Genomic DNA, 24035 nt, shown 5'->3' on the forward strand with positions numbered 1-24035 from the left:
GGGTGCCCGGACTCAGTCGACCAGCTCGACTTCCGGCTTGTCGGACGCCTTGGGCGCCGCCTTATCCGGCGTCTCGAAACTCAGCACGACCTTGTCTTCGTCGTCGAGGTCGACCGTGACATTGCCACCGTCGGCCAGCTTGCCGAACAGCAACTCGTCGGCCAGCGCGCGGCGGATCGTGTCCTGGATGAGACGCTGCATCGGCCGTGCGCCCATGAGCGGGTCGAACCCGTTCTTGGCGAGGAAGTCGCGCAGTTTCTCGGTGAACACGGCTTCGACGCGGCGCTCGTGCAGCTGATCTTCGAGCTGCATGAGGAACTTGTCGACGACGCGCAGGATGATGTCGCGCGACAGCGGTGCGAACGGAATGATCGAATCGAGGCGGTTACGGAATTCCGGCGTGAACATGCGCCGGATTTCGGCCATCTCGTCGCCCGTTGCGCGGCTGTTGGCAAACCCGATCGACGGACGATTCAGCGTTTCGGCGCCCGCATTCGTCGTCATGATGAGGATGACGTTGCGGAAATCCGCCTTGCGGCCGTTGTTGTCGGTGAGCGTGCCGTGGTCCATGACCTGCAGCAGGATATTGAAGATATCCGGGTGCGCCTTCTCGATTTCGTCGAGCAGCAGCACGCAGTGCGGCTGCTTGGTGATCGCCTCGGTGAGCAGACCGCCCTGATCGAAGCCCACGTATCCCGGCGGCGCGCCGATCAGGCGCGAGACGGCATGGCGCTCCATGTATTCGGACATGTCGAAGCGCAGCAGCTCCACGCCGAGCGTGAAGGCGAGCTGACGCGCGACCTCGGTCTTGCCCACCCCGGTCGGGCCGGAGAACAGGAACGCGCCGATCGGCTTGTCGGGCTTGCCCAGGCCGGAACGGGCCATCTTGATCGAGGCGGCGAGCGCCTCGATGGCCTGGTCCTGGCCGAACACGACGGTTTTGAGGTCGCGATCGAGCGTGGCCAGCTTGCTGCGGTCGTCGTTGGAGACGGACGCCGGCGGGATGCGCGCGATCTTGGACACGATGTGTTCGATCTCGCCCTTGCCGATGACCTTTTTCTGGCGCGAACGCGGCAGCAGACGCTGGGCCGCGCCGGCCTCGTCGATCACGTCGATCGCCTTGTCGGGCAGATGACGATCATTGATATAGCGCGCGGACAACTCGGCGGCGGCGGACAGCGCCGCGGCCGAATAGCGCACGTTATGGTGTTCTTCGAAGCGGCTCTTGAGGCCACGCAGGATCTGCACGGTCTGCTCGACCGACGGCTCGGGCACGTCGATCTTCTGGAACCGGCGGCTCAAGGCGTGGTCTTTTTCGAACACGCCGCGATATTCGGTGTAGGTGGTCGCGCCGATGCACTTGAGCTGGCCCGAGGACAGGGCCGGCTTCAGCAGGTTGGACGCGTCGAGCGTGCCGCCCGAGGCCGAGCCGGCCCCGATCAGCGTGTGGATCTCGTCGATGAACAGGATCGCGTCGGGGTTGCCGCGGATCTGCTTGAGCACGCCCTTCAGGCGCTGTTCGAAGTCGCCGCGGTACTTGGTGCCGGCCAGCAACGCGCCCATATCGAGCGCGTAGACCTGGGCGGCCTGCAGAATCTCGGGGACTTCGCCGCGCGTGATGCGCCAGGCGAGGCCTTCGGCGATGGCGGTCTTGCCCACGCCGGCTTCGCCGACGAGCAGCGGGTTGTTTTTGCGGCGGCGGCACAGCACCTGGATCACACGCTCGACCTCGTGCTCGCGACCGATCAGCGGATCGATGCGGCCCGCCAGCGCGGCGGCGTTGAGGTCGGTGGCGTACTGATCGAGCGGCGACTGGCGCGACTCGCCCTGCTCTTCGCTGCTGGCTTGCTTCTCTTGCTGCACGGCGGAGGACTCCTCCTGCGGCTGCTTGGTAATGCCATGGGACAGGAAATTGACCACGTCCAGGCGCGTGACGCCCTGCTGTTGCAGGTAGTACACGGCGTGGGAGTCTTTTTCGCCGAAGATGGCGACCAGGACATTGGCACCGGTAACGGGCTTCTTGCCCGTGCCGCCTGCCGATACATGCATGATCGCGCGCTGAATCACGCGCTGGAAACCGAGCGTAGGCTGCGTATCCACTTCGGCGCCACTGGGGATGACCGGGGTATTTTCGGTCACGAACTGACGCAGGTTACGGCGCAAGTCATCCAGATTGGCGGCGCAAGCGCGCAGCACTTCGACAGCCGAGGCGTTGTCAAGCAACGACAGCAGCAAATGCTCGACGGTAATGAATTCATGCCGGGCCGAGCGGGCCTCGACAAATGCCATATGCAGGCTGACTTCAAGCTCTTGGGAAATCACGCTTCCTCCGTAACGCACCGAAGCGGTCTGGTACACGATTCATATTCTATGCCGATCAGGGCGTAACGCCAGCGATTTCAAATTCAAGCCCGGCATAACGGCCCTGCGCATCCATGACGGTCAGCGCATGCCGACCGTTGCGGGTCAAGGCGAGGGTCTGTCTTACATCGGCCTCCGCCTGCCCATATAACCTACCATCTAGCAACCACCATACCTGTCCGCTCGCACCGCTCACCCCCACGTCGACGCCCACTTCCCGCGCGCCCGGCACCGGCCGCAGGATGGAGCCCTGCGCCACGCCTTCGATGCGCAGCGGACCGGTCGACGTATCGGCATAGCCCGCGAACGTGGGCGGCACCGTGTCGTTGAGCGCCCACGCGGCGCGCTGTTGCGGGCACGCACCGTCGGGCGAACTGCCGAGCCGCCAGCCCAGCGGCCAGCAGGTGGTCACGGCGTGCACGGTGGCTGGCCGCAAACGCTGCCGCGGCGCACCGGCCGGCAACGCGGCCACGATGTCCTGTAACAGCGGCGCCGCGATGTTGGCGCCGAAAAACCCGGGGTTGGGCGTGCCGTCGGGACGGCCCACCCAGACGCCGAGCGTCCATTGATCCGTCACCCCCACCGCCCAGGCATCCCGGAATCCAAAGCTGGTGCCGGTTTTCCAGGCGAGCTGCCGGCCCGGCGTCCCGGTCTGGTGCAGCGGCCGGTCGGGGTGCCCGCCCGCCTCCAGGATATCGCGAACGATCCAGGCGGCACCCGCGCTCATGGCGCGGGTTTCGATGCGGGGCGAGGCCGGCGACAACCGGGGCACGCCGGCCAGACCGTCGCGTGCCAGCGCACGGTACGCGCCGACCAACTCTTCCAATGTGGTGCCACCCCCGCCCAAAATCAAGCTCAGATTGGGCGAGGCGCCGGCGGGCAGCCGCAGCCGCACGCCGGCCCCCAGCATAACCGATGCAAATCGCACCGGTCCGATGCGATCCAGGAGGTCCACCGCGGGCACGTTCAGCGAGCGCTGCAGGCCCTGGGCCACGCTCACCGGGCCCGAGAACGCCGCCTGGAAATTGCCCGGCGCGTAGCCGCCGAATGACATCGGCGTGTCCAGCAACAGACTCTCCGAATGCACCAGGCCGTCGTCGAGGGCCAGGGCATACAGGAAGGGCTTGAGGGTCGAGCCGGGCGACCGCACCGCCCGCACCATGTCCACGTGGGCATAGCGGCTCGCGTCGCCGAAATCGGCGGATCCGGCATAGGCCTTGATTTCGAGCGTGTCGTTGTCCATCACGAGCACCGCCATCGACACCTTGGGCGGCAAGGCGTCGACCCGGTCTTCGAGCATGCGCTCGACCGTGGCCTGCAGGTCGGCATCCAGCGTGGACGCCACCACGTCGCGGCCGCGACGGGGCGCCTGGGCCAGCAGGCGCTGCGCGGCCAGCGGCGCCAGCCAGCGTGCCCGCAACGGCGGCGCGACCACGTTTTCGATGCGGGCGTCGGCCACCCGCGCCTCGCTCCAGACGCCACGCTCGGCCATGCGCGCCAGCACCTTGTCGCGCGCGACCAGCGCCAGCTCCGGGTGGCGGTCCGGCCGCAATCGGGACGGCGCCTGCGGCAGGGCCGTCAGCAGCGCGGCCTCGGCATCGCTCAGGTCGCTGGCCGGTTTGCCGAGCCAGAGGCGCGATCCCATTTCCACGCCCTCGACGATGCCGCCCATGGGCGCGTGACTCAGGTACAGCGACAGGATCTCGTCCTTGCTGTAGTGCATCTCGAGCTGGACGGCGCGCCACACCTGGCGCCACTTGGCCGACAGATTGCGCGAAGGCTGGCCGGCCAGCTCGGGATCGAGCATGCGAGCGACCTGCATCGTCAGCGTGGAGCCGCCCGACACGATGCGTCCGTGGGCCATCCACTGCCAGCCGGCGCGCGCCATCGCCGCCGGATTGACGCCGGGATGCCAGTAAAACCAGCGATCCTCGTAGGTCAGCAGGGTTTCGAGGTAGCGCGGCGACACCTTGTCGGGCGTGACCGGATAGCGCCAGATGCCGTCGCGGCTGGGGTAGTTGCGCAGCGGCGTGCCATCCGCGGCCACGACCACGCGCGCCCCGCCCTCTCCGATCGGCGGCAGCGGGTCGAGCGTGTCGGCCAGCCACAGCGCGGCGAACGCCAGGCCGCTCAGCACCAGCACCGCGCGCCCGAGACGGCGGAGCCGCCGGGGCCGCGCGGGTGTCGCGGACGGGGTTACGGACGCTTCGCGGCCCGGTCCCGGATCTCGACCGTGGCCCATTGCTCACCCACCCCACGAATCTCGGGCCGATACATATCTTCAGCCACCGTGGACGGCACGCTGTACCGACCCGGCGTCACCACGCGCGCCATGTAGAAGATGTCGACCCGGCCACGACCGAGCGACGCCGCCGCCACATAGCGATCATCGCGGAACTCGCGGTGCTTCAGGTTCGGGCTCGCCATGGCGTCGGCCACCCGCACCTTGCCGATCTGCCATTCACGCATATCGGGGCTCTGCGACAGATTGAGGTTTTCGACCTCGATGCCGGCGGGCACCCGATCCACGATCAGCGCATCCGGGATGTACTGATTGGCTTCGGCCTGAATCCACACCACCAGCATGTCGCCGGTCTGCAGCATGCCACCATCCCACGGACGGCCGTCGGGGTAATACCAGCCCCGCTTGAGCCGGATGGTGTCGTTGCGCGGCGCGGGCGCCGTGAGCGGCGTGCCTTGTACGTCGAACTCGACGAAGAGCGCCTGGCTACCGTTGTTGCGCAGTTGCATGAGGCCGGCTTCGTCGCGGCTGACCGGAACGGTCAGGTCGCTGTTGCCGGTCAGGTTGCGCGAACCGCTGGCGCCCGTTTGCAGCATGGCTTCCCACGGCGTGTTGCGGTCACCGCCCGCGGCCTTGGCCGCGACCAGCAGCGCGTACTGCTCCTGCGTCGACAGATAGCTGCGGCTGCCGAGGCGGCCGTTGAGCTGATCGAGCAACGGCGACGGATCCTGACCGGTCAGCCCGTACTGATTGATCAGCGCGTACGACAAGGCGTAGTCACGCACGGCGGTGCCGTAGTCGCCGAGCCAATCGTCGTAGGAGGCGTTGCGGCGGGCGAAGCCATACGGGCGCTTCATGGCCTCGGCCAGCGCGGCCTTCATGCGGCCTTCGTCGCCCATCAGCTTGAACGCCACGGCCAGTTGCACGAGCGGCAGCGGCGAACGCACACGGTCCTGGTAGCCGTCGTACAGCTGGCGCACCGTGGACAGCGGCGCCTTGCCGTCGCGCGCCAGCACCAGCGCGGCCGCGGCCAGGCCGGCGAAGCGGCGATGATCCTCGCGCAGCACCTCGGTATTGACGTTGTCGTAGCGGCCGGTTTCGACGGCCGTACGCAGATTGGCCGACCAGGTGCCGAAGTTGCGCGAGGTCTGCTGCAGCTGCTCGAGCAGCCACGTGCGCGGGCGTTCGAGCGAGCTGTCGGGCACGGAGAAGCCGGCGTCGCGCGCGTCCTGCATGAAGGCGAGCGCATAGGCGGTCAGCCAGGTATCGCGCGACGAGGCGTTGCCCCACAGCGAATACGCGCCGGCGGCGTTGCGCATGCCGGACAGGCGCGCCAGCGCGCCGTCGATGCGTTTTTGCCGTTCGGCCTGCGGATGCGCCTTGATGCCGAAGCGCTTGGCGGTGGCGTCGTCGACCACGATCCACGGCATCGCGCCGCTGATGGTCTGCTCGGTGCACCCATACGGATACGTGAGCAGGCCTTCGATCATGCGATTCACGTTGATCGGCGGACGATTGGACAGCGTCATGGACATCGTGACCGAGTCCGCGAAATAGCTGCCCGTCCAGTCAGACGGCGCGTTCCACGTCTCGCCCGGGTTCAGGCGCACGCGGCGCACGCGGCGTTCGGCGGCATAGGCCGGCTGCACCTGCAGCACCGACTCGCGCACGATGTGCACGGGCTTGGCACCGCCCTCGCCGTCCACGGTCAGACGCATCAGGCCGAGGCCGTACGAGCCGGTGGTCGTGGCGACGAAGCGCAGCGTGGTGCGTTGCTTGTCCTTGAGCGTGACGGTGCGCGTGCTGTCGGCGATCGCCAGCGGGTCGAGGGCCTGCAGGCGCACTGTGATCTTCTGCGGCGCGCCGCTCAGGTTGGTGAGGTCGAGCGCCACGGCGGCCTGATCGCCCGGCGTAATGAAGCGCGGGGTATTCAGCTCGGCCACGATGGGAGCCGCGACGACCATTTCGGTATCGGCGCTGCCGTACTGCTCGTCGGTGAAGGCCACGGCCATCAGACGCAGCGTGCCGTTGAAATCGGGCAGATCCAGCGGGATCTCCGCCTCGCCCTGATCGTTCAGGCGCACGACGCCCGAGAACAGATCGACCAGCTTGACCTTCTTGGGCAGGCTGCGGCTGTCGCCACGCATGGCGGCGTCGCCGCCCCACTTCAGCTTGCCCTGCGTGCCGTCCATCTTCTCGATGAGCTTGCCGTACATATCGAGCAGCTCGGGGGCGTAGCGATGCTTGCCGAAGAAGAAGTCCAGCGGATCGGGCGTCGGGTACTGGTTGATGTTGAGAATCCCCACATCCACGGCCGACAACGTGACGTGCGCGACCTTGTTCTGGGCGCCTTCGACCTTCACCTTGACCGGCACCTTCTGTTCGGGCTCGGTCTTTTGCGGCGCGGTAATCGCAACCTTGAGCTTGCGGTCACCACTGTCGATCGGCAGGAACGCCAGGCCCAGCGCGCGCGCCGGCGTGACGCGGTCGCCCTGGCTGCCCGGGCGGAACACCGTGGCCGCCACGTACAGATCATGACGCTTCCAGCTCGCGTCCACGGGAATCTCGACCTCGGTGCCCGCGGTCTTGACCGCGATCCACTTCGACCAGAGCATGCGGTCGCCTTCCACCGTGATCAGCGCCTGGCCGTCGTGCGGCGGGGTCAGCGTGAGCTTGACCGTGCTGCCCGGCTTGGCCGGCACGTCCGAGAGCTTCATCTGGACGCGGTCGGGGCGATTGCCCATCGCGTCGGCGTCCTGGGCGCCCCAGCCGGCGTAGAAGCGATAGCGCAGCACTTCGCCGGTGTCGGGATCGGCCACTTCGAGACGATAGCGGCCATAGCGCACCGGCAGCGTCAGCGGCGTGCGCTCGCCGATGTCGATGACGCGCGAATCTTCCAGGTCCTCGTTTTCGGTGTAACCGCTGTTCCAGCCGCGCTGGTCGTCGAAGCGCCAGTAGTACTGGCGATATTCACGGTACAGGCGCATCTGCGCCCCCTGCACCGGCTGCGACACGCCCTGCGTATTCACGCGGGTGAGTTCGAAGCCGGCGGGCGCGCCTTCGCGTGCGACGTCGTTATCGAACAGCGGGCGCACGCCGATCAGCGTCTCGGCCGGCCAGACGTTGCGTTCGATCGAGCGCACCACCGGGCGGCCGCCCGATTCCAGCAGGCTCGCGGACAGGCGCACCTTCATGGGCGAACGCGTCCCGGCGGTCAGGGGATCCACGTCGAGCGTGGCACGACCCTGCGCGTCGAGTTCCGTTTCGGGCAGCTCCTGGAACGCGCGACGGCTGTCGTCGGCCACGTCGCCGAAGACAAAGCCCGGCCACTGCTTGGGCAGCGCCTGACGGTCGCGACGCATCTGCAGGCTGGACAGCAGGCGGTTGCCGGCGGCGGGCGCGCCATAGAGGTAATCGCCCTGCACGTCGATCTGCCACTGCTCGTCGGACGTCAGCACGGGCTGCTCGGACGTGAGCGTGAGCTTCATGCGTTCGGGCAGGAACTCCTCGACCTGGAATTTCCAGGCGGCGTCGGGCACGCGCGAGGCCGGATCGACGCGCAGCTCCAGCGACCAGCTGCCCGTCTGGGCGTCGGCCGGGAGCTCGATCGATTGCTCGAGATAATTGGGCGTGTCTTTCTGCGGTTGCCACAGCGACGTGCGGACGGTGCGGCCATCGGGACGCTTGAGCGTCGCGGTCAGCGGCGCCGTCTTGATCGGGCGGCCGTCGGGATCGCGCGGCAACACCGACACATGGAAGGTTTCGCCGGGGCGATAGAGGTTGCGCCCGGAGTAGACGAATAGATTGTTGTTGCGCGACGGATGCCCGCCGATGTCGAACTCCGACAGGTCGAGCGCGGGTTCGCCCAGCGCCAGCACCGTCATCTCCTTGCCGCGCGAGGCGCGCAGCACGCGCGCGTTGGCGTGGCTGCCGTCGAACCGGACATGACCGGTCGCGTCGGACGCGGCCTTGGCGAGGGACTTGCCCGCGCCGTCGACCAGCTCGACCTGCACGCCGCTCACGGGCTCGCCCGACTTGAGCGACACCGTGTAGGCCTCGGTGCGGTCCGGGTACCGACGGGTGTGCAGACCGATATCGCTCACATAGAAGTACGTGACCTGATACTCGTAGCGGAAGCGGCCGGGCTGGCTCATGACGGCCACGTAAATGCCCGGCTCCTGGAGCTCTTTGATGCCCTCGACCGGCAGGAACGTGACATGGCGGCGATTCGGCTTGTCGTCGGTGACGAATCGGCCCTGATACGCGCTTTCGGTCAGGCTGTGCAGCCGGTCCAGATCCCAGTTGCTCACCAGGCCCTTGAGGCTGCGGTTGTCGGAATAGCGCCAGCTATCCTCTTCGTCGCCCTCGCCCTCGCCGGCGCCTTCGCTTTCGTCGTCGCTATCGCGCACGGTCGAACGGCCGACGCCCAGCACCGTGTCGAAGAACTCGGGCACGCGCTGCGGATTCACGCGCAGAAACTGCACGTCCACTTCCGGCATGTTCACGGTCGTGACGGGCAACCCGCCGTTCTGGCCCGCCGGCAGCACGACGCCGCGGCTCGCGAAATAGAACGAGGGCGGCATGGCTTCGGTCGGCACGTCGCAGCGGATGGCCTCGCCCAGTTTGGACGAACCCGTGCTCAGATCGCCCGCGACCTTGACGGCGTAGTTGCGCAGCGGCTGTACATAGGGAAAGTACGCCACGCGGGGATTGTCGCCAATGACCCAGCTGCCTTCGACGGCCTTGCCCTTGGGCAGGGTGTCGGCGGCGCGTACGTTGCCGGGTTGGGTCGAGTCGCTGGCCGGCTGAGGACCGCCTTCCTTCTTGGCGGCGCCGCTATCGACGACCTGGATGTGTTTGTTCAGCGTCGTCTTGCGATCGAGCGGCTGGGTGAAGGTCACCGCCAGCGCGAGCGAGTCGTTGTACTGGCGCGCCTGGCACGAGAGCACTGCGAACGGGTCGGGTTTGCCGATATCGGCCTGCGCGGGCGGCGTCGCGCCCGGGCTTGCGGCCGGGGGGCTCGCACCCTCGCCCGGCGGCTTGGCCGCGGGAGCAGTTACCGCCGGGGGATTGCTTCCCGGCGCGGGCTCGGACTTCTGCTGTCCAAACCACCATCCCAACCCAAGGGCGGCCGCAACGATCGCTACGGCGCCGACCGCAATCGCGGTCTTGTTGTTCTTTGCACTCAAGGCACACCTCTATGGTGACGAGATACCGCCGACGTCGCGCCCCTCGCGCCACGTCCGTCTTGCTATAGAGCCGGTGGCCCGCACCGAAGGCACGAGCCCAACGGCCGCACGAACGTGCGGCCGATGTAGAGCATGTCAGATTGCCACGTGCGATCGCCGCACGAACTACAAGGCCTCAGACGGGTTCCATCACACACTGCAACGGATGTTGCCGAGCCCGCGCGTACTGAGCGACCTGCGCAATACGCGTGGCCGCCAGATCTCGCGGATAAACCCCACAGATCCCGCGTCCTTCATGGTGGACCTGCAACATGATGCGGGTCGCCTCTTCTTGATTCTTGCCGAAGAATTTTTGCAGGACCTTCACCACGAATTCCATGGGGGTGTAATCGTCGTTCAACAACACGACCTGGTACATGGGCGGCGGCGCGGTCTTTGCCGGCTGCTTTTCCACGACCACATCATTCTGGGAATCCAAGGTAGAACTCATAGGGCGGCTATTCTATTTAATCGGCCAAATTCAATCGCGATACTTACGCAAACTTACACGCAGAAATGCGTAGTTTCCATACTTGACGACGGAAAGAAAAGGAGCGCATTATCCACGCATTCGGCGGCCTTTCAACTCGTTGAAAGCGCAACCGTAACCCGGAAGGGCGGCACGCTGGGCGACAGCCCTTTCGTCCACATACGATTCAATGAGGCAGTCCGCATGTCTGATACGACCGCACCCACTGTCCAAGGGGACAATCCTAAATCGACGGGCACCGTCAAATGGTTTAACGATGCAAAGGGTTTTGGCTTCATTACTCCGGATGACGGAGGTGAAGATCTCTTCGCACATTTTTCGTCAATCCAGATGAACGGGTTCAAAACCCTAAAAGAAGGCCAGAAAGTCTCTTTCGAGATTATTCAAGGTCCCAAGGGCAAACAGGCTTTGAATATTACGTCGGCTTGATTCCGGGCAGTGCGTGATACGCACGCTGGTCGTCACCGGTATTGACTCTGAGGCGGGGCGCGAGCCCCGCCTTTCTCATTTGCACGACGCACGCCGGCGGTTATAAACCCACCCGGCCATCGCTGCGCCCGCAAATCGCGCCCCTACCGCACCGGCGTCACATGCTCGCGCCAGCCTCTATTCTAGGGGGCAGCGGCGGTTCCCGCCACGCGAACCGCAAATCGTACCGCCGGCCGCACCTTGCCGGCCGCACCTCGCCAGCCGCACCTTGCCGGCCGCACCTAGCCGGCCGCACCTCGCCAGCCTTGGCAAGATCACCTCGCATCCCCCGGCCCGCTTCGATCCGGCCCGAATCCACCGATCCGACGCGGGCTTGTGGTTCAATGAGGCCGCCCGCGCGCTCGCGCACGAACCCGCACCTACGCCGCACCATGCCCCTGCCCTTCGTCTCGTCCGCCCGCTCTCTTCTGCGTTCGCTCGTTCTCGCCGCTAGCGCGCTGCTGCCGCTGGCCGCCTCGGCCCAGTCCGCGCAACCGCGCCTGCCCGTGACCCAGCTCTCGGCGGGCATCCACGTGATCCAGGCCGAGCTCGCGAATACGGATCAGAAGCGTCAGATCGGCCTGATGGGCCGCACCGAGTTGCCCGGCAACGAAGGCATGCTGTTCGTTTTCGAAGCCCCGGACATGCAGTGCTTCTGGATGCGCAATACGCTGATTCCGCTGTCGATCGCGTTCATCGCCGATGACGGCACCGTGACCAATATCGAAGATATGGCGCCGCGAACCGAAAACTCGCACTGCTCGCGCAAGCCGGTGCGTTATGCGCTGGAGATGGCCCAGGGCTGGTTCGCACGCCATGGCCTGAAGGCGGGCTCGAAGATCGACGGCCTGCCCTGAGCGCGCGCGTCGGCCCATCGCTCTTCACGCACAAAGGCCCGGGATGTCCCGGGCCTCTGTTTTTTGAGGTGGCGCGAGCCACCCCTGAACGGCGATCCGAATCGGATCAGACGCGCTCGACGATGAGGGCAATACCCTGGCCCACGCCGATGCACATGGTGCACAGCGCGTAGCGGCCGCCGGTGCGGTGCAGCTGGTTGATGGCCGTGGTGGCCAGACGCGCACCGCTGGCGCCCAGCGGATGGCCCAATGCGATCGCACCGCCGTTGGGGTTCACGCGCGGGTCGTTGTCGTCCAGACCGAGGTCGCGCATCACCGCCAGGCCCTGCGCGGCAAAGGCTTCGTTCAGTTCGATCACGTCCATCTGAGCCAGCGTGAGGCCCGTCTGCGCCAGCACCTTGCGGGTGGCCGGAGCGGGACCCATGCCCATGATGCGCGGCGCGACGCCGGCGGTGGCCATGCCGATCACGCGAGCGCGCGGGGTGAGGCCGTGACGGGCCGCCGATTTTTCGTCCGCCAGCAGCAGGGCCACGGCGCCGTCGTTCACGCCAGACGCATTGCCGGCCGTGACCGAACCGCCTTCGCGCACCACGCCCTTGAGCTTGGCCAGCGCTTCGAGGCTGGTTTCGCGCGGGTGTTCATCGACGCCCACGATGACCGGATCGCCCTTGCGCTGGGCGATCGACACCGGCACGATCTCGGCGTCGAACACGCCTTCTTTCTGGGCACGGGCGGTCTTTTGCTGGCTGGCCAGCGCAAATTTGTCTTGGTCTTCGCGGCTGATCTTGTAGTCGTCGGCGACGTTTTCGGCGGTCTCCGGCATGGAGTCCACGCCGTACTGCGCCTTCATCAGCTTGTTGACGAAGCGCCAGCCGATGGTCGTGTCGTAGATGGCCGCGTTGCGCGAGAAGGCCGAGTCGGCCTTGCCCATGACGAACGGGGCGCGGCTCATGCTCTCGACGCCACCGGCCAGCATCAGCGCCGCTTCGCCCGCACGAATCGCACGAGCGGCGGTGCCGATGGCGTCCAGACCCGAACCGCAGAGGCGGTTGACGGTGGAGCCCGGCACGTCGACCGGCAGACCGGCCAGCAGCGTGGCCATGTGCGCGACGTTGCGGTTGTCTTCACCGGCCTGGTTGGCGCAGCCGAAAATCGTGTCGTCCAGCTCTTCCCAACGCACGTTGGGATTGCGGGCCATCAGGGCCTTGATGGGAATCGCGGCCAGGTCGTCGGCGCGCACCGAAGAGAGCGCACCGCCGTAGCGGCCAAAGGGAGTACGGATCGCGTCACAGATAAAGGCATGCACAGTCATGGCGAGCTCGATGTGAGGGAAGTCGGACAATGCGGGGCATGTTACCGCAGGGTTTCAGGCGCCACCTTGGTGCAAACGCGGGATGTCCGTTCAGCGGACGCTGTCTAGCCACTGGACATCCGGCCCCGACTCGGTGCGGCCGTGCACCGTGCCGGCCCATGCGCCGCCCGGCGCCAGCACCATGACAAACGGCCCGGCGCAGGGCCGGGCCGTCGCGGTGTCCGGCCAGGCCGGACACACGGGAACGCGCATCGATCAGGCGAAGTTCTTCGCGGCGAATTCCCAGTTCACCAGTGCCCAGAAGTTTTCCAGGTACTTGGGACGGGCATTGCGGTAGTCGATGTAGTAGGCGTGTTCCCAGACATCACAGGTCAGCAGCGGCTTGTCGGCCGTGGTGAGCGGCGTGGCGGCGTTGCTGGTGTTCACGATGTCGACGGAGCCGTCGGCCTTCTTGACCAGCCAGGTCCAGCCCGAACCGAAGTTGCCGGCGGCCGACTTGTTGAAGGCTTCCTTGAAAGCGTCGAAGCTGCCGAACTTGGCCTTGATGGCATCGGCCAGGGCGCCGGTGGGCTCGCCGCCGCCGTTGGGCGAGAGGCTGTGCCAGTAGAACGTGTGGTTCCAGATCTGGGCCGCGTTGTTGAACACGCCGCCGGAGGACTTCTTGACGATGTCTTCGAGCGAGGCGTTTTCGAATTCGGTGCCCGGAATCAGGTTGTTCAGGTTCGTGACGTAGGTCTGGTGATGCTTGCCGTAGTGGAATTCCAGCGTCTCTTGGGAGATGTGCGGAGCCAGCGCGTCGAGCGCGTACGGCAGAGGGGGAAGAGTATGTGCCATCGTCGATTCCTTCTGTTGTGGGTGCACGATCAAGCCGGGACATTGTATCGGCAGTTCATGCCACCACCACGCTTAACCCCGCGTTGGCGTGGGTTAAGGGACGGGGCGGTCGGGCTCCGCGGACACCACGTCGGCCTCGGCGCGGCCGCGCGCCAGATCGATGCGCACACGGTCGCCGGCACGCATCGCGGCCGCGTCGGTCAGGATGGCGCCCTGCGCATCGCGCACGATGGCATAGCCGCGTTGCAGCGTGTTGTCGGGGTCGAGCGCGCGCAGATGCGCGGCCACCGCCGCCAGACGACGCTCGGCGCCGTCGATGCCCTGACGCTGCGTGCGGGCCAGGCGCGCCACCACGCGCTCGAGCCGCTCGCCAGCGCGCGCGGTGTCGGGCACGCGGCGCGCCAGCCGCTGCATCAGCACCTGCAGACGACTCTGGCGCTGCTGCGCCGGCCGCTGCCCGGCCGCCGCCAGGCGGTGCCGCAGCGTATTGAGCCGCTCGCGCTGGTGCGCCAGGCGCTGGGCGGGTGAAATCAGTTGGGCCGCGGCCCGGTCCAGCCGCTGCGCGGCCTGGTCGAGACGGCGCTCCTGCGCACGCATCAGCCGCTGCGCCGCGTGGCGGGTCGCGCCGAGCAGGTCTTCGCGCGGCACGCAGGCCAGTTCGGCCGCGGCCGTGGGCGTGGGCGCGCGCAGGTCCGCCACGAAGTCGGCAATCGTGAAATCCGTCTCGTGGCCCACACCGCAGATGACGGGAATCGCGCTGGAGGCGATCGCCCGCGCGAGGTCTTCGTCGTTGAAGCTCCAGAGGTCTTCGATGCTGCCGCCGCCCCGCACCAGCAGCAGCGTGTCGACCTCGGCGCGCGCATTGGCGCGCTGCAGCTGAGCCGTCAGGCGGGGCGCGGAATCTGCGCCCTGCACGGGCGCCGGATAGATGACCACGGGAACCTGCGGCGCACGGCGCGCCAGGGCAGACAGCACGTCGCGCAGCGCGGCGGCGTGAAGCGATGTGATCACGCCGATGGCCCGCGGCAGACGCAGCGGCGTGCGCTTGACCTCGGCGTCGAACAGCCCTTCCCCCGCCAGCTTTTCTTTCAGGCGCAGGAAGGTTTCGTAGAGGTTGCCGACGCCGGCGCGACGCATCGCATCGGCCTGGAGCTGATAATCCCCGCGCGGCTCGTAGAGCGACACCCGGGCACGCACCTCGACCTGATCACCCGGCCGCGGCACGAAGCCGACCGACTGCGCCCGTCCGCGGAACATCACCGTGCGCACGGCGGCGCGGCTGTCCTTGAGGGTGAAATACCAGTGGCCGGAGGCCGCCTGCGTGAAATTGGAGACCTCGCCGCGAACCCACAGCGCAGGCACGCTGCGCTCCAACAGCTGGCCTACGGCCTGGTTCAACTGGGCAACCGACAGGATTTCCCGCGTAAATGCGTCATCTGTGACAGCAAATCCAATTGTCATGAGGCTTCCAAAGGGGATATATGTCCACAGGCCCGGTTTGACGGGCTCGCATGATACCTCAAATTTGAAAACGCGCCAGTGGCTGCCCGGAACGCCAGCGTTTTCCATGCAAGCACTTGATTTAATGGAGAAATAAAGAGAAAGGCCTGCGCACGTTTCGTGCCCACCCTAGCGCGGAACCAGCGTAGATGCGCGTTTCCGGGAAGTTTTACACAGAATTATCCACAGAATCTGTGGATAGTTTTGATCCGTCCCTACTTGCCTGCGGGCTGGGCGCCCGTTACAGTTCGGCCTTGGACAAGGCTGGCGTGCCACGCGCGCCTCCACGCCTGTCTTCCGCCCTGGAGCTCCCTTTTGTTGACCCTGATCCGCGATGCCGGCTGGCCCATCTGGCCGCTGCTGGCCCTGTCCGTGTTCGGCCTGGCCCTGATCCTCGAGCGGCTGCTCTCCCTGCGCCGCAGCCAGATATTGCCGCGCGGCCTGCCCGATCAGGTCGCCGACATGCTGCGCAGCCACCAGGACACCCCCGAAGCGCTACAGCGCCTGGAGCGCAATTCGCCGCTGGGCCGGGTGCTTGCCGAAGTGCTGCGCCACCGCCACCAGCCCCGCGCCGTGCTGCGCGAAGCGGTCGAAGACACCGGGCGTGCCGTTGCGCATGACCTGAACCGCTACGTGCCCGCCATCGGCACCGTCGCCATGGTGGCCCCGCTGATGGGCCTGTTCGGCACGGTGGTCGGCATGATCGAGATCTTCGGCGCGTACAGCCCAGGCTCGAGCGACCCCGCGCAACTCGCGCACGGCATCTCGGTGGCCCTGTACAACACCGGCTTCGGCATCCTGATCGCGATTCCCGCGATGATGGTGCATCGCTACCTGCGCAGCCGCATCGACGGCTACCTCAACACGATGGAACAGGCGGCCGCCCGCCTGGCGCGGCAGGTGGCGCCGGGTCAGGAGCGCGCATGAATTTCCGGGGCAGCCGAGGCCATCGCGCCGGCGATGAGCTGGACATCAACCTGATTCCGCTCATCGACGTCCTGCTCGTGATGCTGATTTTTCTGGCCGCGAGCACCACGTTCGCGCGCTACACCCAGCTCAAGGTCACGTTGCCGGAGGCCACGGCCAACGAGCAGGCCACCGCGCCCCTCGAAGTCGCCATCAGCCAGGACGGCCACTACGCCCTGAACGGCGTGCTGCTCGACGGCGCCGATCCCGCCAGCATGGCCGACGCGCTGCGCCTGGCCGCCGGCAGCCAGACCACGCCGGTGGTCGTGATCAATGCCGACGCCCAGGCCTCGCATCAGTCCGTCGTGAATGTCATGGAGGCCGCGCGGCAGGCCGGCATCGGGCGCGTGAATTTCGCCGCCCAGGCGCCGCGCTGACATGGCCGCCCAGGGCTCTTTCCTGGCCCGGCACTGGGCGCGGCGCGGCTGGCTCGCCCGGCTGCTGCAACCCCTCGCCGCGATCGCGGAACGCGTCGTCGCCGCCAAGCGCGCGGCCTATCGCGACGGCCGCCGCACGGCATGGCGCGCGCCGGTGCCGGTCGTCGTGGTGGGCAACATCTACGTCGGGGGTACCGGCAAAACCCCGGTCGTCATCGCCGTTGCCGAGGGCCTGCGCGCACTCGGCTGGCACCCCGGCGTGGTGAGCCGCGGCTACGGTGTCAAGATCGAAGGCGAACCTCGCGTCGGTCAGGGCGAGGTGGATCCCGCCCGCTTCGGCGACGAGCCCGCCCTCATCGCGGCCCGCACGGGCGCGCCCATTTCGGTGCATCCGCGCCGTGCGGATGCAGCGGCCGCGCTGCTGCGGACGCACCCCGAGGTCGATGTGATCGTGTCCGACGACGGCCTGCAGCATCTGGCGCTCGCGCGCGACCTGGAGATCGTCGTGCAGGACGCGCGCGGCATCGGCAATGGCCTGATGCTGCCCGCCGGGCCGCTGCGTGAGCCGCCGTCGCGCCTGGACGAGGTCGACGCCATCGTCACCAACGACGCCACCACGCCTGCCCCGCCCGCCACGGCCGCGACCCCGCGCCGCGTGACGATGCACCTCGAGCCGACGCGGGTCACGCAACTGACCACGGGCGACCCCCGGCCGCTCTCGGCCTTCGCGGCCCTGCCCGCCGCGCGCCTGGCCGCGGTGGCGGGCATCGGCAACCCGGCCCGCTTCTTCGCCACGCTGGCGGCCGCAGGCGTGCATCCCGCCACCACACTCGGCCTGCCCGACCACTACGCCTATACCAGCTCGCCGTTCGCGGGTCTGTCGGCCGACACGATCCTGATCACCGCCAAGGACGCCATCAAGTGCGCCGCCCTGACCGACCCGCGGCTATGGGTGGTGGAGGTCGGCGCGCGCTTCTCCGACCCGGGTTTTCTGGCGTGGGTCGATCGCCGCCTGCGCGACGCGACGGCCCGCTGACTCGCACGGGCGGTGGTACCATCGCCCCATTGTCCGGCGCCCAAGGCGCCCTTTTTTCTCCGATAGAATCGCGCCATGGAATCCCGCCTCCTCGACATCCTCGTGTGCCCGCTGTGCAAGGGCCGCCTCGACTTCCAGCGGCAAGCGTCCGAGCTCGTCTGCCACGCCGACCGACTGGCGTTCCCCGTGCGCGACGGTATCCCCGTCATGCTCGAGCAGGACGCGCGCGTGCTCGACCCCGCCACCGAAGCCTGATCCCTGCGGGCGCACGCCCTGCTCTTCCTGATCCTTTCCGGAGCCTCTGCTTGAGCTTCGTCGCCCTGATCCCGGCGCGCACCGCGTCGACACGCCTGCCCGATAAACCGCTGGCCGATATCGCCGGCAAGCCGATGGTCGTGCGCGTGGCCGAACGCGCCGTTCTGTCGGGCGCGCGCCGAGTGGCGATCGCCACCGACGACGAACGCGTACGGGCCGCGGCCCGCGCACACGGTTTCGAAGCCCTGCTCACGCGCGCCGACCACCCGACCGGCACCGACCGCCTCGCCGAGGCCGTGGCTCAGCTGCAGCTCACCGACGATGAAATCGTGGTCAACGTGCAGGGCGACGAGCCCCTGATCGAGCCCGCGCTCATCGACGCCGTCGCCCAGCGTCTGGTCGACGCACCCGAGGCCGCGATCGCGACCTGCGCCTGCCCGCTGGCCGACGCGCAGGCGCTCTTCAATCCGAACGTGGTCAAGGTGGTCTGCACGGCCGCCGACCGAGCGCTCTATTTCTCGCGCGCGCCGATCCCCTGGGCCCGTGATGCCCTGGCCACCGGCGAGCGCGTAATGGCGCCCGGCCTGCCGGCGCTGCACCACATCGGCATGTATGCGTACCGGGTGGCCTTCCTGCGGCAATACCCCACGCTCGCGCAGGGTCAGCTCGAACGTTTCGAATCGCTCGAACAACTGCGCGCGATGGAGCATGGCTACACGATCGCGGTGCTGCGCACCCCCGCGGCGCCGGCGGCGGGCGTGGACACGCCGGAGGATCTCGAACGCGTGCGGGCCGCGTACGCAAATCGGTTATAAGGGTTATGTCTCATGGCCCGGCCCAACACGCGCTGCTGCATTGCGGCATAATCGCCCCCGACTATAAAAAACCAATCCCTCTTCTGGAGCACTCATGCGTCTCATCCTGCTCGGACCGCCCGGCGCCGGCAAAGGCACCCAAGCCGCTTTCATCACCCAACAATACGGGATCCCTCAGATCTCGACCGGCGACATGTTGCGCGCCGCGGTCAAGGCCGGCACCCCGCTGGGCCTCGAAGCAAAGAAGGTGATGGACGCGGGCGGTCTGGTGTCGGATGAGATCATCATCGGTCTGGTCCAGGATCGCCTGAAGCAGCCCGACTGCGCCAACGGCTATCTGTTCGACGGCTTCCCGCGCACGATTCCGCAGGCCGACGCGCTGAAGAACGCCAACGTCAAGCTCGACTACGTGGTCGAAATCGCCGTGCCCGAAGAAGACATCATCGAGCGCATGAGCGGCCGTCGCGTGCACCCGGCCAGCGGCCGCAGCTACCACACGCGCTTCAATCCGCCCAAGGTCGAAGGCAAGGACGACGTGACCGGCGAAGACCTGGTCCAGCGTGACGACGACCGCGAAGACACCGTGCGCAATCGCCTCGCCGTCTACCAGAAGCAGACGCGCCCGCTGGTCGATTACTACGCCGGCTGGGCCACGCAGGACGCCGCCGCCGCCCCCAAGTACCGCAAGATTTCGGGCGTGGGCGCCGTCGAAGAGATCAAGGGCCGCGTGTTCGAGGCGCTGAAAGACTGAGCCGCTTCACCGGACCGGCGGCGCGCGGGCCGCGCCGCCCCTCACGGCTCCCCCCGGGCGGAGCCGCCATGAATTCCACTGCGTTTGAGAACATCTGATATGGAAATCACGAACAAGGTATTCATCGTGACCGGCGGCGCGTCCGGTCTGGGCGCGGGCACCGCGCGCATGCTGGTCGCCAATGGCGGCCGCGTCGTCATCGCGGACGTGCAGGACGAGCCGGGCCAGGCGCTGGCCAAGGAGCTCGGCCAGGTCTACGTGCATTGCGACGTCACCCAGGAAGCCGATGGCCGCGCCGCCGTGCAGGCCGCCCTCGGTCTGGGCAAGCTGTTCGGTCTGGTCAACTGCGCCGGCGTCGCGCCGGCCGCCAAGATCGTCGGCAAGAACGGCGCGCACCCGCTGGACCTGTTCCAGAAGGTCGTGTCGATCAACCTGATCGGCAGCTTCAACATGATGCGCCTGGCCGCCGAGGCCATGAGCGCCAACGAGCCCGAAAGCACGGGCGAGCGCGGCGTGATGATCAACACGGCCTCCGTGGCCGCGTTCGACGGCCAGATCGGCCAGGCCGCCTACGCCGCCTCGAAGGCGGGCGTGGCCGGCATGACCCTGCCGATCGCGCGTGACCTCGCCAAGACCGGCATCCGCTGCATGACGATCGCGCCGGGCATCTTCGGTACGCCCATGATCTTCGGCATGCCCCAGGAAGTGCAGGATTCGCTGGCCGCGAGCATCCCCTTCCCCGCGCGCCTCGGCCGCCCGGAAGACTATGCCAAGCTGGTCCAGAGCATCATCACCAACGACATGCTGAACGGTGAAACGATCCGCCTCGACGGCGCGATCCGCATGCCGCCGAAGTAAGCACGCTGGCACGGCCTACCCGATCAAAAGCGCCGGATTGTCCGGCGTTTTTGGTCTGGGGCCCGCCGCCTTGCCAGAACGCCACGCCTTTTTCCGAATTTTCACGTTCTCCACCCATGGCTTTGCTCCGTTCGGCCGCTACCGTCAGCAGCTTCACGCTCCTCTCGCGCATCACGGGCCTCGCCCGCGACATCCTGGTCGCGCGCGCTTTCGGAGCCGGACCGCTCACCGATGCCTTCTGGGTGGCATTCCGCATTCCCAATCTGCTGCGCCGCCTGTTCGCCGAAGGCGCCTTCGCGCAGGCCTTCGTGCCCATCCTCGGCGCGGCGCGCAACCAGCATGACGAAGAAACGGTGCGCACCCTGCTCGACCGCGTCGCGCTGCTGCTGACCCTCGCGCTCATGCTCGTCACCGTGGTGGGCATCGTCGCCGCGCCCTGGATCGTCACCGCGATGGCCAGCGGGCTGCGCGGCTCCGGGCAGGACACCGAGTTCGGCGCCGCGGTGTGGATGACGCGGGTGATGTTCCCGTACATCCTCTGCATGTCGTTGATCGCCTTTGCATCCGGCGTGCTCAACACCTGGCGCCGGTTCGCCGTGCCGGCCTTCACGCCGGTCCTGCTCAACGTCGCCATGATCGTCGCCTGCGTCTGGCTTGCGCCGCGCATGGACGTGCCGATCTACGCGCTCGCGCTCGGCGTGATGGCGGGTGGCGTCGCGCAATTGGCCGTGCAGTGGGTGGCCCTGGCACGCCTGGGGCTCACGCCCCGGTTCTCCTTGCGTATCGGCCAGGCCTGGGCCGACCCGACGGTACAGCGCATCCTGCGCCAGATGGGGCCGGCCACGCTGGGCGTCTCGGTGGCGCAGATCTCCCTGCTCATCAATACCAACATCGCCACCTGGCTGACGCCGGGCAGCGTGAGCTGGCTGTCGTTCGCCGACCGTCTGATGGAGTTTCCGACCGCCCTGCTGGGCGTCGCGCTCGGCACCGTGCTGCTGCCCAGCCTGTCGGCTGCCCACGCCCGGGCCGATCAGGCGGGCTACAGCGCGCTGCTCGACTGGGGCCTGCGTCTGACCCTGCTGCTGGGTCTGCCGGCGGCGCTGGGCCTCGCCCTGCTCTCCGACGGCCTGGTCGCCACTCTGTTCCACTACGGCGCCTTCTCGGCCGCCGACGTGGGCCAGACCCGCCTCGCCGTGATCGCGTATTCGGTCGGCCTCATCGGGCTGCTGGCCGTCAAGATCCTGGCGCCGGGTTTCTATGCCAAGCAGGACATCCGCACGCCGGTCAAGATCGCCATCGTCATCCTGATCCTCACCCAGGTGATGAACGCGGTGTTCGTGCCGTGGCTGGCGCACGCCGGCCTAGCGCTGGCGATCGGGCTCGGCGCCTGCATCAACGCGCTGGCCCTGCTCACGGGCCTGCGCCGCCGCGGCGTCTACCAGCCCGGTCCGGGCTGGGGCCGCTTCCTGGTGCGCACCCTGCCCGCCCTCGCCGCCATGGCGGGGGTGCTCTGGTGGGCCGACCAGAACCTCGACTGGATCGCGCTGCAGAGCTATCCCCTGCTGCGCGCCGGCTGGCTGGCCGGCGTCCTGGCCGCCAGCGGCATCGCCTATTTCGGCGTGCTTTTCCTGCTCGGCGCGCGTCCTCGCGACTTCACCCGCCGCCCCACGAGCACCGCGCCTCCCCCGGCCTGAGCCCCTGGCGACAGGGTGACTGGCGGGCCTTCGGCTCGCCACACTGGACAAAACGGGGACATTGCGGGAATATTCCGCAACATTCGCGCACACGTTACACCAACTGCAACATTCAGAATGCAGACTGACCGCTACGCGCGGTTTTGCGCCTTTCCCTTGATACATCAGGGAATTTTTCGAGAAAAACCTGGGAACTTCCTGGCACGCGCCAGGATCTTTTCATTTGTTTTGGCGTCACACCCTGCTACGCTAGGGTAATTTTTCGTAAAAAAGACTATTATTTACCGACTGCAATCTTTGACCCAACAGGGTCCAGCGTGGAAAAAGAAGTGATATCCACCGAAATGCCGCCGCTCTCCGACCAGGTCATCAACTGGTTGCTGCTGCTGCGCTCGGGCCGAGCAACGCGCCACGACTACGCCAATTTCATGGCGTGGCGCGATGCCAGCCCGATGCACGAGAGCGCCTGGCAACAACTGACACACGCGCTTGGTGGCCCGACCACCGGGCGGCTCGGTGACGCCTATCCGTCGGGATACGCCACCGCACCGGCACGCACGCCCTCGATCGAGATCGAGATCGCCGCCCAACCCGAAGCGCCGGAGCAACCCGCCCGCCGCAGCTTCCTGGGTCTGGCCGCCCTGCTGGGCGGCGCCGCCGTCGCGGGCGGCGTCCTCGCCGTGCGCGATTTCTATCCCCTGGCCAGCGTGGCGGCCGACGCCGCCACGGCCACGGGCGAGCGCCGCCGCTACCAATTGGCCGACGGCACGCAGCTCCTGCTCGACGCCCGCAGCCGCATCAATCTCGAATACACCTCCAGCTACCGCCGCCTGCAATTGCTCGAAGGCGCCGTGTCGGTCACCGCGCCGCACGATCCCGCCCGTCCCTTCCTGGTCCAGACCGCCGAAGGCGTGGTGCGCTCGCCCGGCACGCAGTACATGGTGCGCCAGCAGGCGCGCCGCACGCTGGTGGTGGTCCACGAAAACGAAGTCGATATCGAGACCGTGGGCGGCGCCCGCGGAACCGTCCGCGCCGGCATGGGTGCCCGCTTCGATGCCGCCCGCCTCGACACCGAGCGCAGCGAGCTCACGGCCGAGGCCGCCTGGGAACGCGGCTGGATCAACGCGCAGGGCCGGCCGCTGGCCGAAGTCGTGGCCGCGCTGCGCCCGTATCGCCACGGCACGCTGCGCGTGTCGATGGCGGCCGGCGGGCTGCCCGTCACCGGCATGTTTTCGCTCGACGACACCGATTCGGCGCTGCGCGCCCTGGAGCAGCAAATGCCCATCCAGGTCAGCCGTATGACGCCATGGTTTGTGTCTATCAGCGTATCGACATAAAATCGCAACGTTGTGCCGGTTGATCTGACCGCAGCCCTGTGTGTCTCGCGGGGTTGGAGCTTCCCATCTAGTCGCCTCCCCGCCCAGACCAGCCTGCGCCGTTACGACAAATCCGCGCGTACCCCCAAGCCCCTCATCCGGGCCACCACGGACGTATCCGCGCCGCGCCATTGCTGCTATCTCACGGGCAACAAGGGCCGGCAGCTGCACGAGGCGAGTGCCTCGCAGCGGTTTGTTGTTGCACTTCCACTACAGATCAACCCGTCGGCGTTCTGGTCGGATCCTGTGCCTGTCTGCACATGGGGCTTGCATTACCCATGAGACTTGATACAATGTCTGACTTTGCCGAATTCACTACTTTTTAAGCAACATGGCCAATACCGCCCAAGCCCGCAAGCGCGCTCGCCAATCGGTTGAGCGTAACAAGCACAACTCCAGCCTGCGCTCGATGCTGCGCACCGCCATCAAGCGTGTTCGCCAGGCCATCGAAGCCGGCGACAAGGCTGTTGCTGGCGAAACGCTGCGCAAAGCGACCAGCGTCATCGACCGCGTGGCTGACAAGAACATCATCCACAAGAACAAGGCTGCTCGCCACAAGAGCCGCCTGGCTGCCGCCGTCAAGGCGCTGGCCTGATTGTGACGTGCCGCCCCTCT

At 67.3% G+C, this 24035-nt stretch carries 19 protein-coding genes; 12 read left to right on the forward strand and 7 right to left on the reverse strand.

The features are described 5' to 3' along the window. Nucleotides 1-12 precede the first annotated feature (12 nt). From clpA to clpS, 4 genes are all read right to left on the reverse strand, one after another. A complete protein-coding gene (gene clpA / locus CAL25_RS16260; protein WP_094801886.1) occupies nucleotides 13-2322 on the reverse strand; it encodes an ATP-dependent Clp protease ATP-binding subunit ClpA in 2310 nt (769 codons plus the stop codon). A 55-nt stretch (nucleotides 2323-2377) separates the two neighbouring features. Beyond that, on the reverse strand, nucleotides 2378-4603 hold the full coding sequence (gene pbpC, locus CAL25_RS16265; RefSeq protein WP_094801888.1) for a penicillin-binding protein 1C: 2226 nt from the start codon (nucleotides 4601-4603) through the stop codon (nucleotides 2378-2380). Then, nucleotides 4558-9792, reverse strand: coding sequence for an alpha-2-macroglobulin family protein (locus CAL25_RS16270; RefSeq protein ID WP_094801890.1), 5235 nt, complete (start codon nucleotides 9790-9792; stop codon nucleotides 4558-4560). The genes pbpC and CAL25_RS16270 overlap by 46 nt, the downstream gene beginning before the upstream one ends. 175 nt (nucleotides 9793-9967) lie before the next feature. Next, entirely contained in the window at nucleotides 9968-10282 is a 315-nt protein-coding gene (gene clpS, locus CAL25_RS16275) for an ATP-dependent Clp protease adapter ClpS (RefSeq protein ID WP_094801892.1), read from the reverse strand. Nucleotides 10283-10504: 222 nt separating this feature from the next. Between clpS and CAL25_RS16280 the strand changes: the two genes are divergently transcribed. After that, a complete protein-coding gene (locus CAL25_RS16280; protein WP_094801894.1) occupies nucleotides 10505-10750 on the forward strand; it encodes a cold-shock protein in 246 nt (81 codons plus the stop codon). Between the two features lie 431 nt (nucleotides 10751-11181). Continuing rightward, a complete protein-coding gene (locus tag CAL25_RS16285) occupies nucleotides 11182-11646 on the forward strand; it encodes a DUF192 domain-containing protein (protein WP_094801896.1) in 465 nt (154 codons plus the stop codon). Nucleotides 11647-11752: 106 nt separating this feature from the next. Here CAL25_RS16285 and pcaF read toward each other — a convergent pair whose 3' ends face one another. The 3 genes from pcaF to xseA all read right to left on the reverse strand — a co-directional run bounded on the left by pcaF (nucleotide 11753) and on the right by xseA (nucleotide 15253). Further along, a complete protein-coding gene (gene pcaF / locus CAL25_RS16290; RefSeq protein ID WP_094801898.1) occupies nucleotides 11753-12958 on the reverse strand; it encodes a 3-oxoadipyl-CoA thiolase in 1206 nt (401 codons plus the stop codon). Between the two features lie 255 nt (nucleotides 12959-13213). Then, nucleotides 13214-13792 carry a superoxide dismutase [Fe] gene (gene sodB, locus CAL25_RS16295; RefSeq protein ID WP_094801900.1) on the reverse strand — a complete coding sequence of 193 codons (579 nt, stop codon included), beginning with the start codon at nucleotides 13790-13792 and terminating at the stop codon, nucleotides 13214-13216. A gap of 93 nt (nucleotides 13793-13885) precedes the next feature. Further along, complete coding sequence (gene xseA, locus CAL25_RS16300; RefSeq protein ID WP_094801902.1) at nucleotides 13886-15253, reverse strand: exodeoxyribonuclease VII large subunit; 1368 nt, start codon at nucleotides 15251-15253, stop codon at nucleotides 13886-13888. A gap of 354 nt (nucleotides 15254-15607) precedes the next feature. On the opposite strand from xseA, the gene CAL25_RS16305 reads away from it, so the two are divergent. The 10 genes from CAL25_RS16305 (at nucleotide 15608) to rpsT (ending at nucleotide 24015) form a co-directional block, all read left to right on the forward strand. Beyond that, complete coding sequence (locus tag CAL25_RS16305) at nucleotides 15608-16219, forward strand: MotA/TolQ/ExbB proton channel family protein (RefSeq protein ID WP_094801904.1); 612 nt, start codon at nucleotides 15608-15610, stop codon at nucleotides 16217-16219. Beyond that, on the forward strand, nucleotides 16216-16635 hold the full coding sequence (locus CAL25_RS16310; RefSeq protein WP_094801905.1) for an ExbD/TolR family protein: 420 nt from the start codon (nucleotides 16216-16218) through the stop codon (nucleotides 16633-16635). The genes CAL25_RS16305 and CAL25_RS16310 overlap by 4 nt, the downstream gene beginning before the upstream one ends. 1 nt (nucleotide 16636) lies before the next feature. Further along, nucleotides 16637-17671: a tetraacyldisaccharide 4'-kinase gene (lpxK, locus tag CAL25_RS16315; protein WP_094801907.1), complete on the forward strand. Its 1035-nt coding sequence runs from the start codon at nucleotides 16637-16639 to the stop codon at nucleotides 17669-17671. Nucleotides 17672-17746: 75 nt separating this feature from the next. Further along, the gene (locus tag CAL25_RS16320) at nucleotides 17747-17926 is read left to right on the forward strand and encodes a Trm112 family protein (RefSeq protein WP_094801909.1); all 180 of its coding nucleotides are present in this window, start codon (nucleotides 17747-17749) and stop codon (nucleotides 17924-17926) included. A 50-nt stretch (nucleotides 17927-17976) separates the two neighbouring features. After that, a complete protein-coding gene (gene kdsB, locus CAL25_RS16325) occupies nucleotides 17977-18741 on the forward strand; it encodes a 3-deoxy-manno-octulosonate cytidylyltransferase (protein ID WP_094801910.1) in 765 nt (254 codons plus the stop codon). A 94-nt stretch (nucleotides 18742-18835) separates the two neighbouring features. Beyond that, nucleotides 18836-19492, forward strand: coding sequence for an adenylate kinase (adk, locus tag CAL25_RS16330; RefSeq protein ID WP_094801912.1), 657 nt, complete (start codon nucleotides 18836-18838; stop codon nucleotides 19490-19492). A gap of 99 nt (nucleotides 19493-19591) precedes the next feature. Then, nucleotides 19592-20350, forward strand: coding sequence for a 3-hydroxyacyl-CoA dehydrogenase (locus tag CAL25_RS16335; RefSeq protein WP_094801914.1), 759 nt, complete (start codon nucleotides 19592-19594; stop codon nucleotides 20348-20350). A gap of 116 nt (nucleotides 20351-20466) precedes the next feature. Next, nucleotides 20467-22044: a murein biosynthesis integral membrane protein MurJ gene (gene murJ / locus CAL25_RS16340; RefSeq protein ID WP_094801916.1), complete on the forward strand. Its 1578-nt coding sequence runs from the start codon at nucleotides 20467-20469 to the stop codon at nucleotides 22042-22044. Nucleotides 22045-22388: 344 nt separating this feature from the next. Next, entirely contained in the window at nucleotides 22389-23381 is a 993-nt protein-coding gene (locus tag CAL25_RS16345; protein ID WP_094801918.1) for a FecR family protein, read from the forward strand. Nucleotides 23382-23751: 370 nt separating this feature from the next. After that, a complete protein-coding gene (gene rpsT, locus CAL25_RS16350) occupies nucleotides 23752-24015 on the forward strand; it encodes a 30S ribosomal protein S20 (RefSeq protein ID WP_094801920.1) in 264 nt (87 codons plus the stop codon). Nucleotides 24016-24035: the final 20 nt, after the last annotated feature.

The sequence above is a fragment of the Bordetella genomosp. 5 genome (assembly GCF_002261315.1).
GTDB lineage: Bacteria > Pseudomonadota > Gammaproteobacteria > Burkholderiales > Burkholderiaceae_B > Bordetella.

Coding starts and splice junctions, on each gene's coding strand:
- pbpC (WP_094801888.1), bottom strand. CDS start 4,603: ATGGGCCACGGTCGAGATCCGGGACCGGGCCGCGAAGCGTCCGTAACC.
- clpS (WP_094801892.1), bottom strand. CDS start 10,282: ATGAGTTCTACCTTGGATTCCCAGAATGATGTGGTCGTGGAAAAGCAG.
- CAL25_RS16280 (WP_094801894.1), top strand. CDS start 10,505: ATGTCTGATACGACCGCACCCACTGTCCAAGGGGACAATCCTAAATCG.
- CAL25_RS16285 (WP_094801896.1), top strand. CDS start 11,182: ATGCCCCTGCCCTTCGTCTCGTCCGCCCGCTCTCTTCTGCGTTCGCTC.
- pcaF (WP_094801898.1), bottom strand. CDS start 12,958: ATGACTGTGCATGCCTTTATCTGTGACGCGATCCGTACTCCCTTTGGC.
- sodB (WP_094801900.1), bottom strand. CDS start 13,792: ATGGCACATACTCTTCCCCCTCTGCCGTACGCGCTCGACGCGCTGGCT.
- xseA (WP_094801902.1), bottom strand. CDS start 15,253: ATGACAATTGGATTTGCTGTCACAGATGACGCATTTACGCGGGAAATC.
- CAL25_RS16310 (WP_094801905.1), top strand. CDS start 16,216: ATGAATTTCCGGGGCAGCCGAGGCCATCGCGCCGGCGATGAGCTGGAC.
- lpxK (WP_094801907.1), top strand. CDS start 16,637: ATGGCCGCCCAGGGCTCTTTCCTGGCCCGGCACTGGGCGCGGCGCGGC.
- CAL25_RS16320 (WP_094801909.1), top strand. CDS start 17,747: ATGGAATCCCGCCTCCTCGACATCCTCGTGTGCCCGCTGTGCAAGGGC.
- adk (WP_094801912.1), top strand. CDS start 18,836: ATGCGTCTCATCCTGCTCGGACCGCCCGGCGCCGGCAAAGGCACCCAA.
- CAL25_RS16335 (WP_094801914.1), top strand. CDS start 19,592: ATGGAAATCACGAACAAGGTATTCATCGTGACCGGCGGCGCGTCCGGT.
- murJ (WP_094801916.1), top strand. CDS start 20,467: ATGGCTTTGCTCCGTTCGGCCGCTACCGTCAGCAGCTTCACGCTCCTC.
- CAL25_RS16345 (WP_094801918.1), top strand. CDS start 22,389: ATGCCGCCGCTCTCCGACCAGGTCATCAACTGGTTGCTGCTGCTGCGC.
- rpsT (WP_094801920.1), top strand. CDS start 23,752: ATGGCCAATACCGCCCAAGCCCGCAAGCGCGCTCGCCAATCGGTTGAG.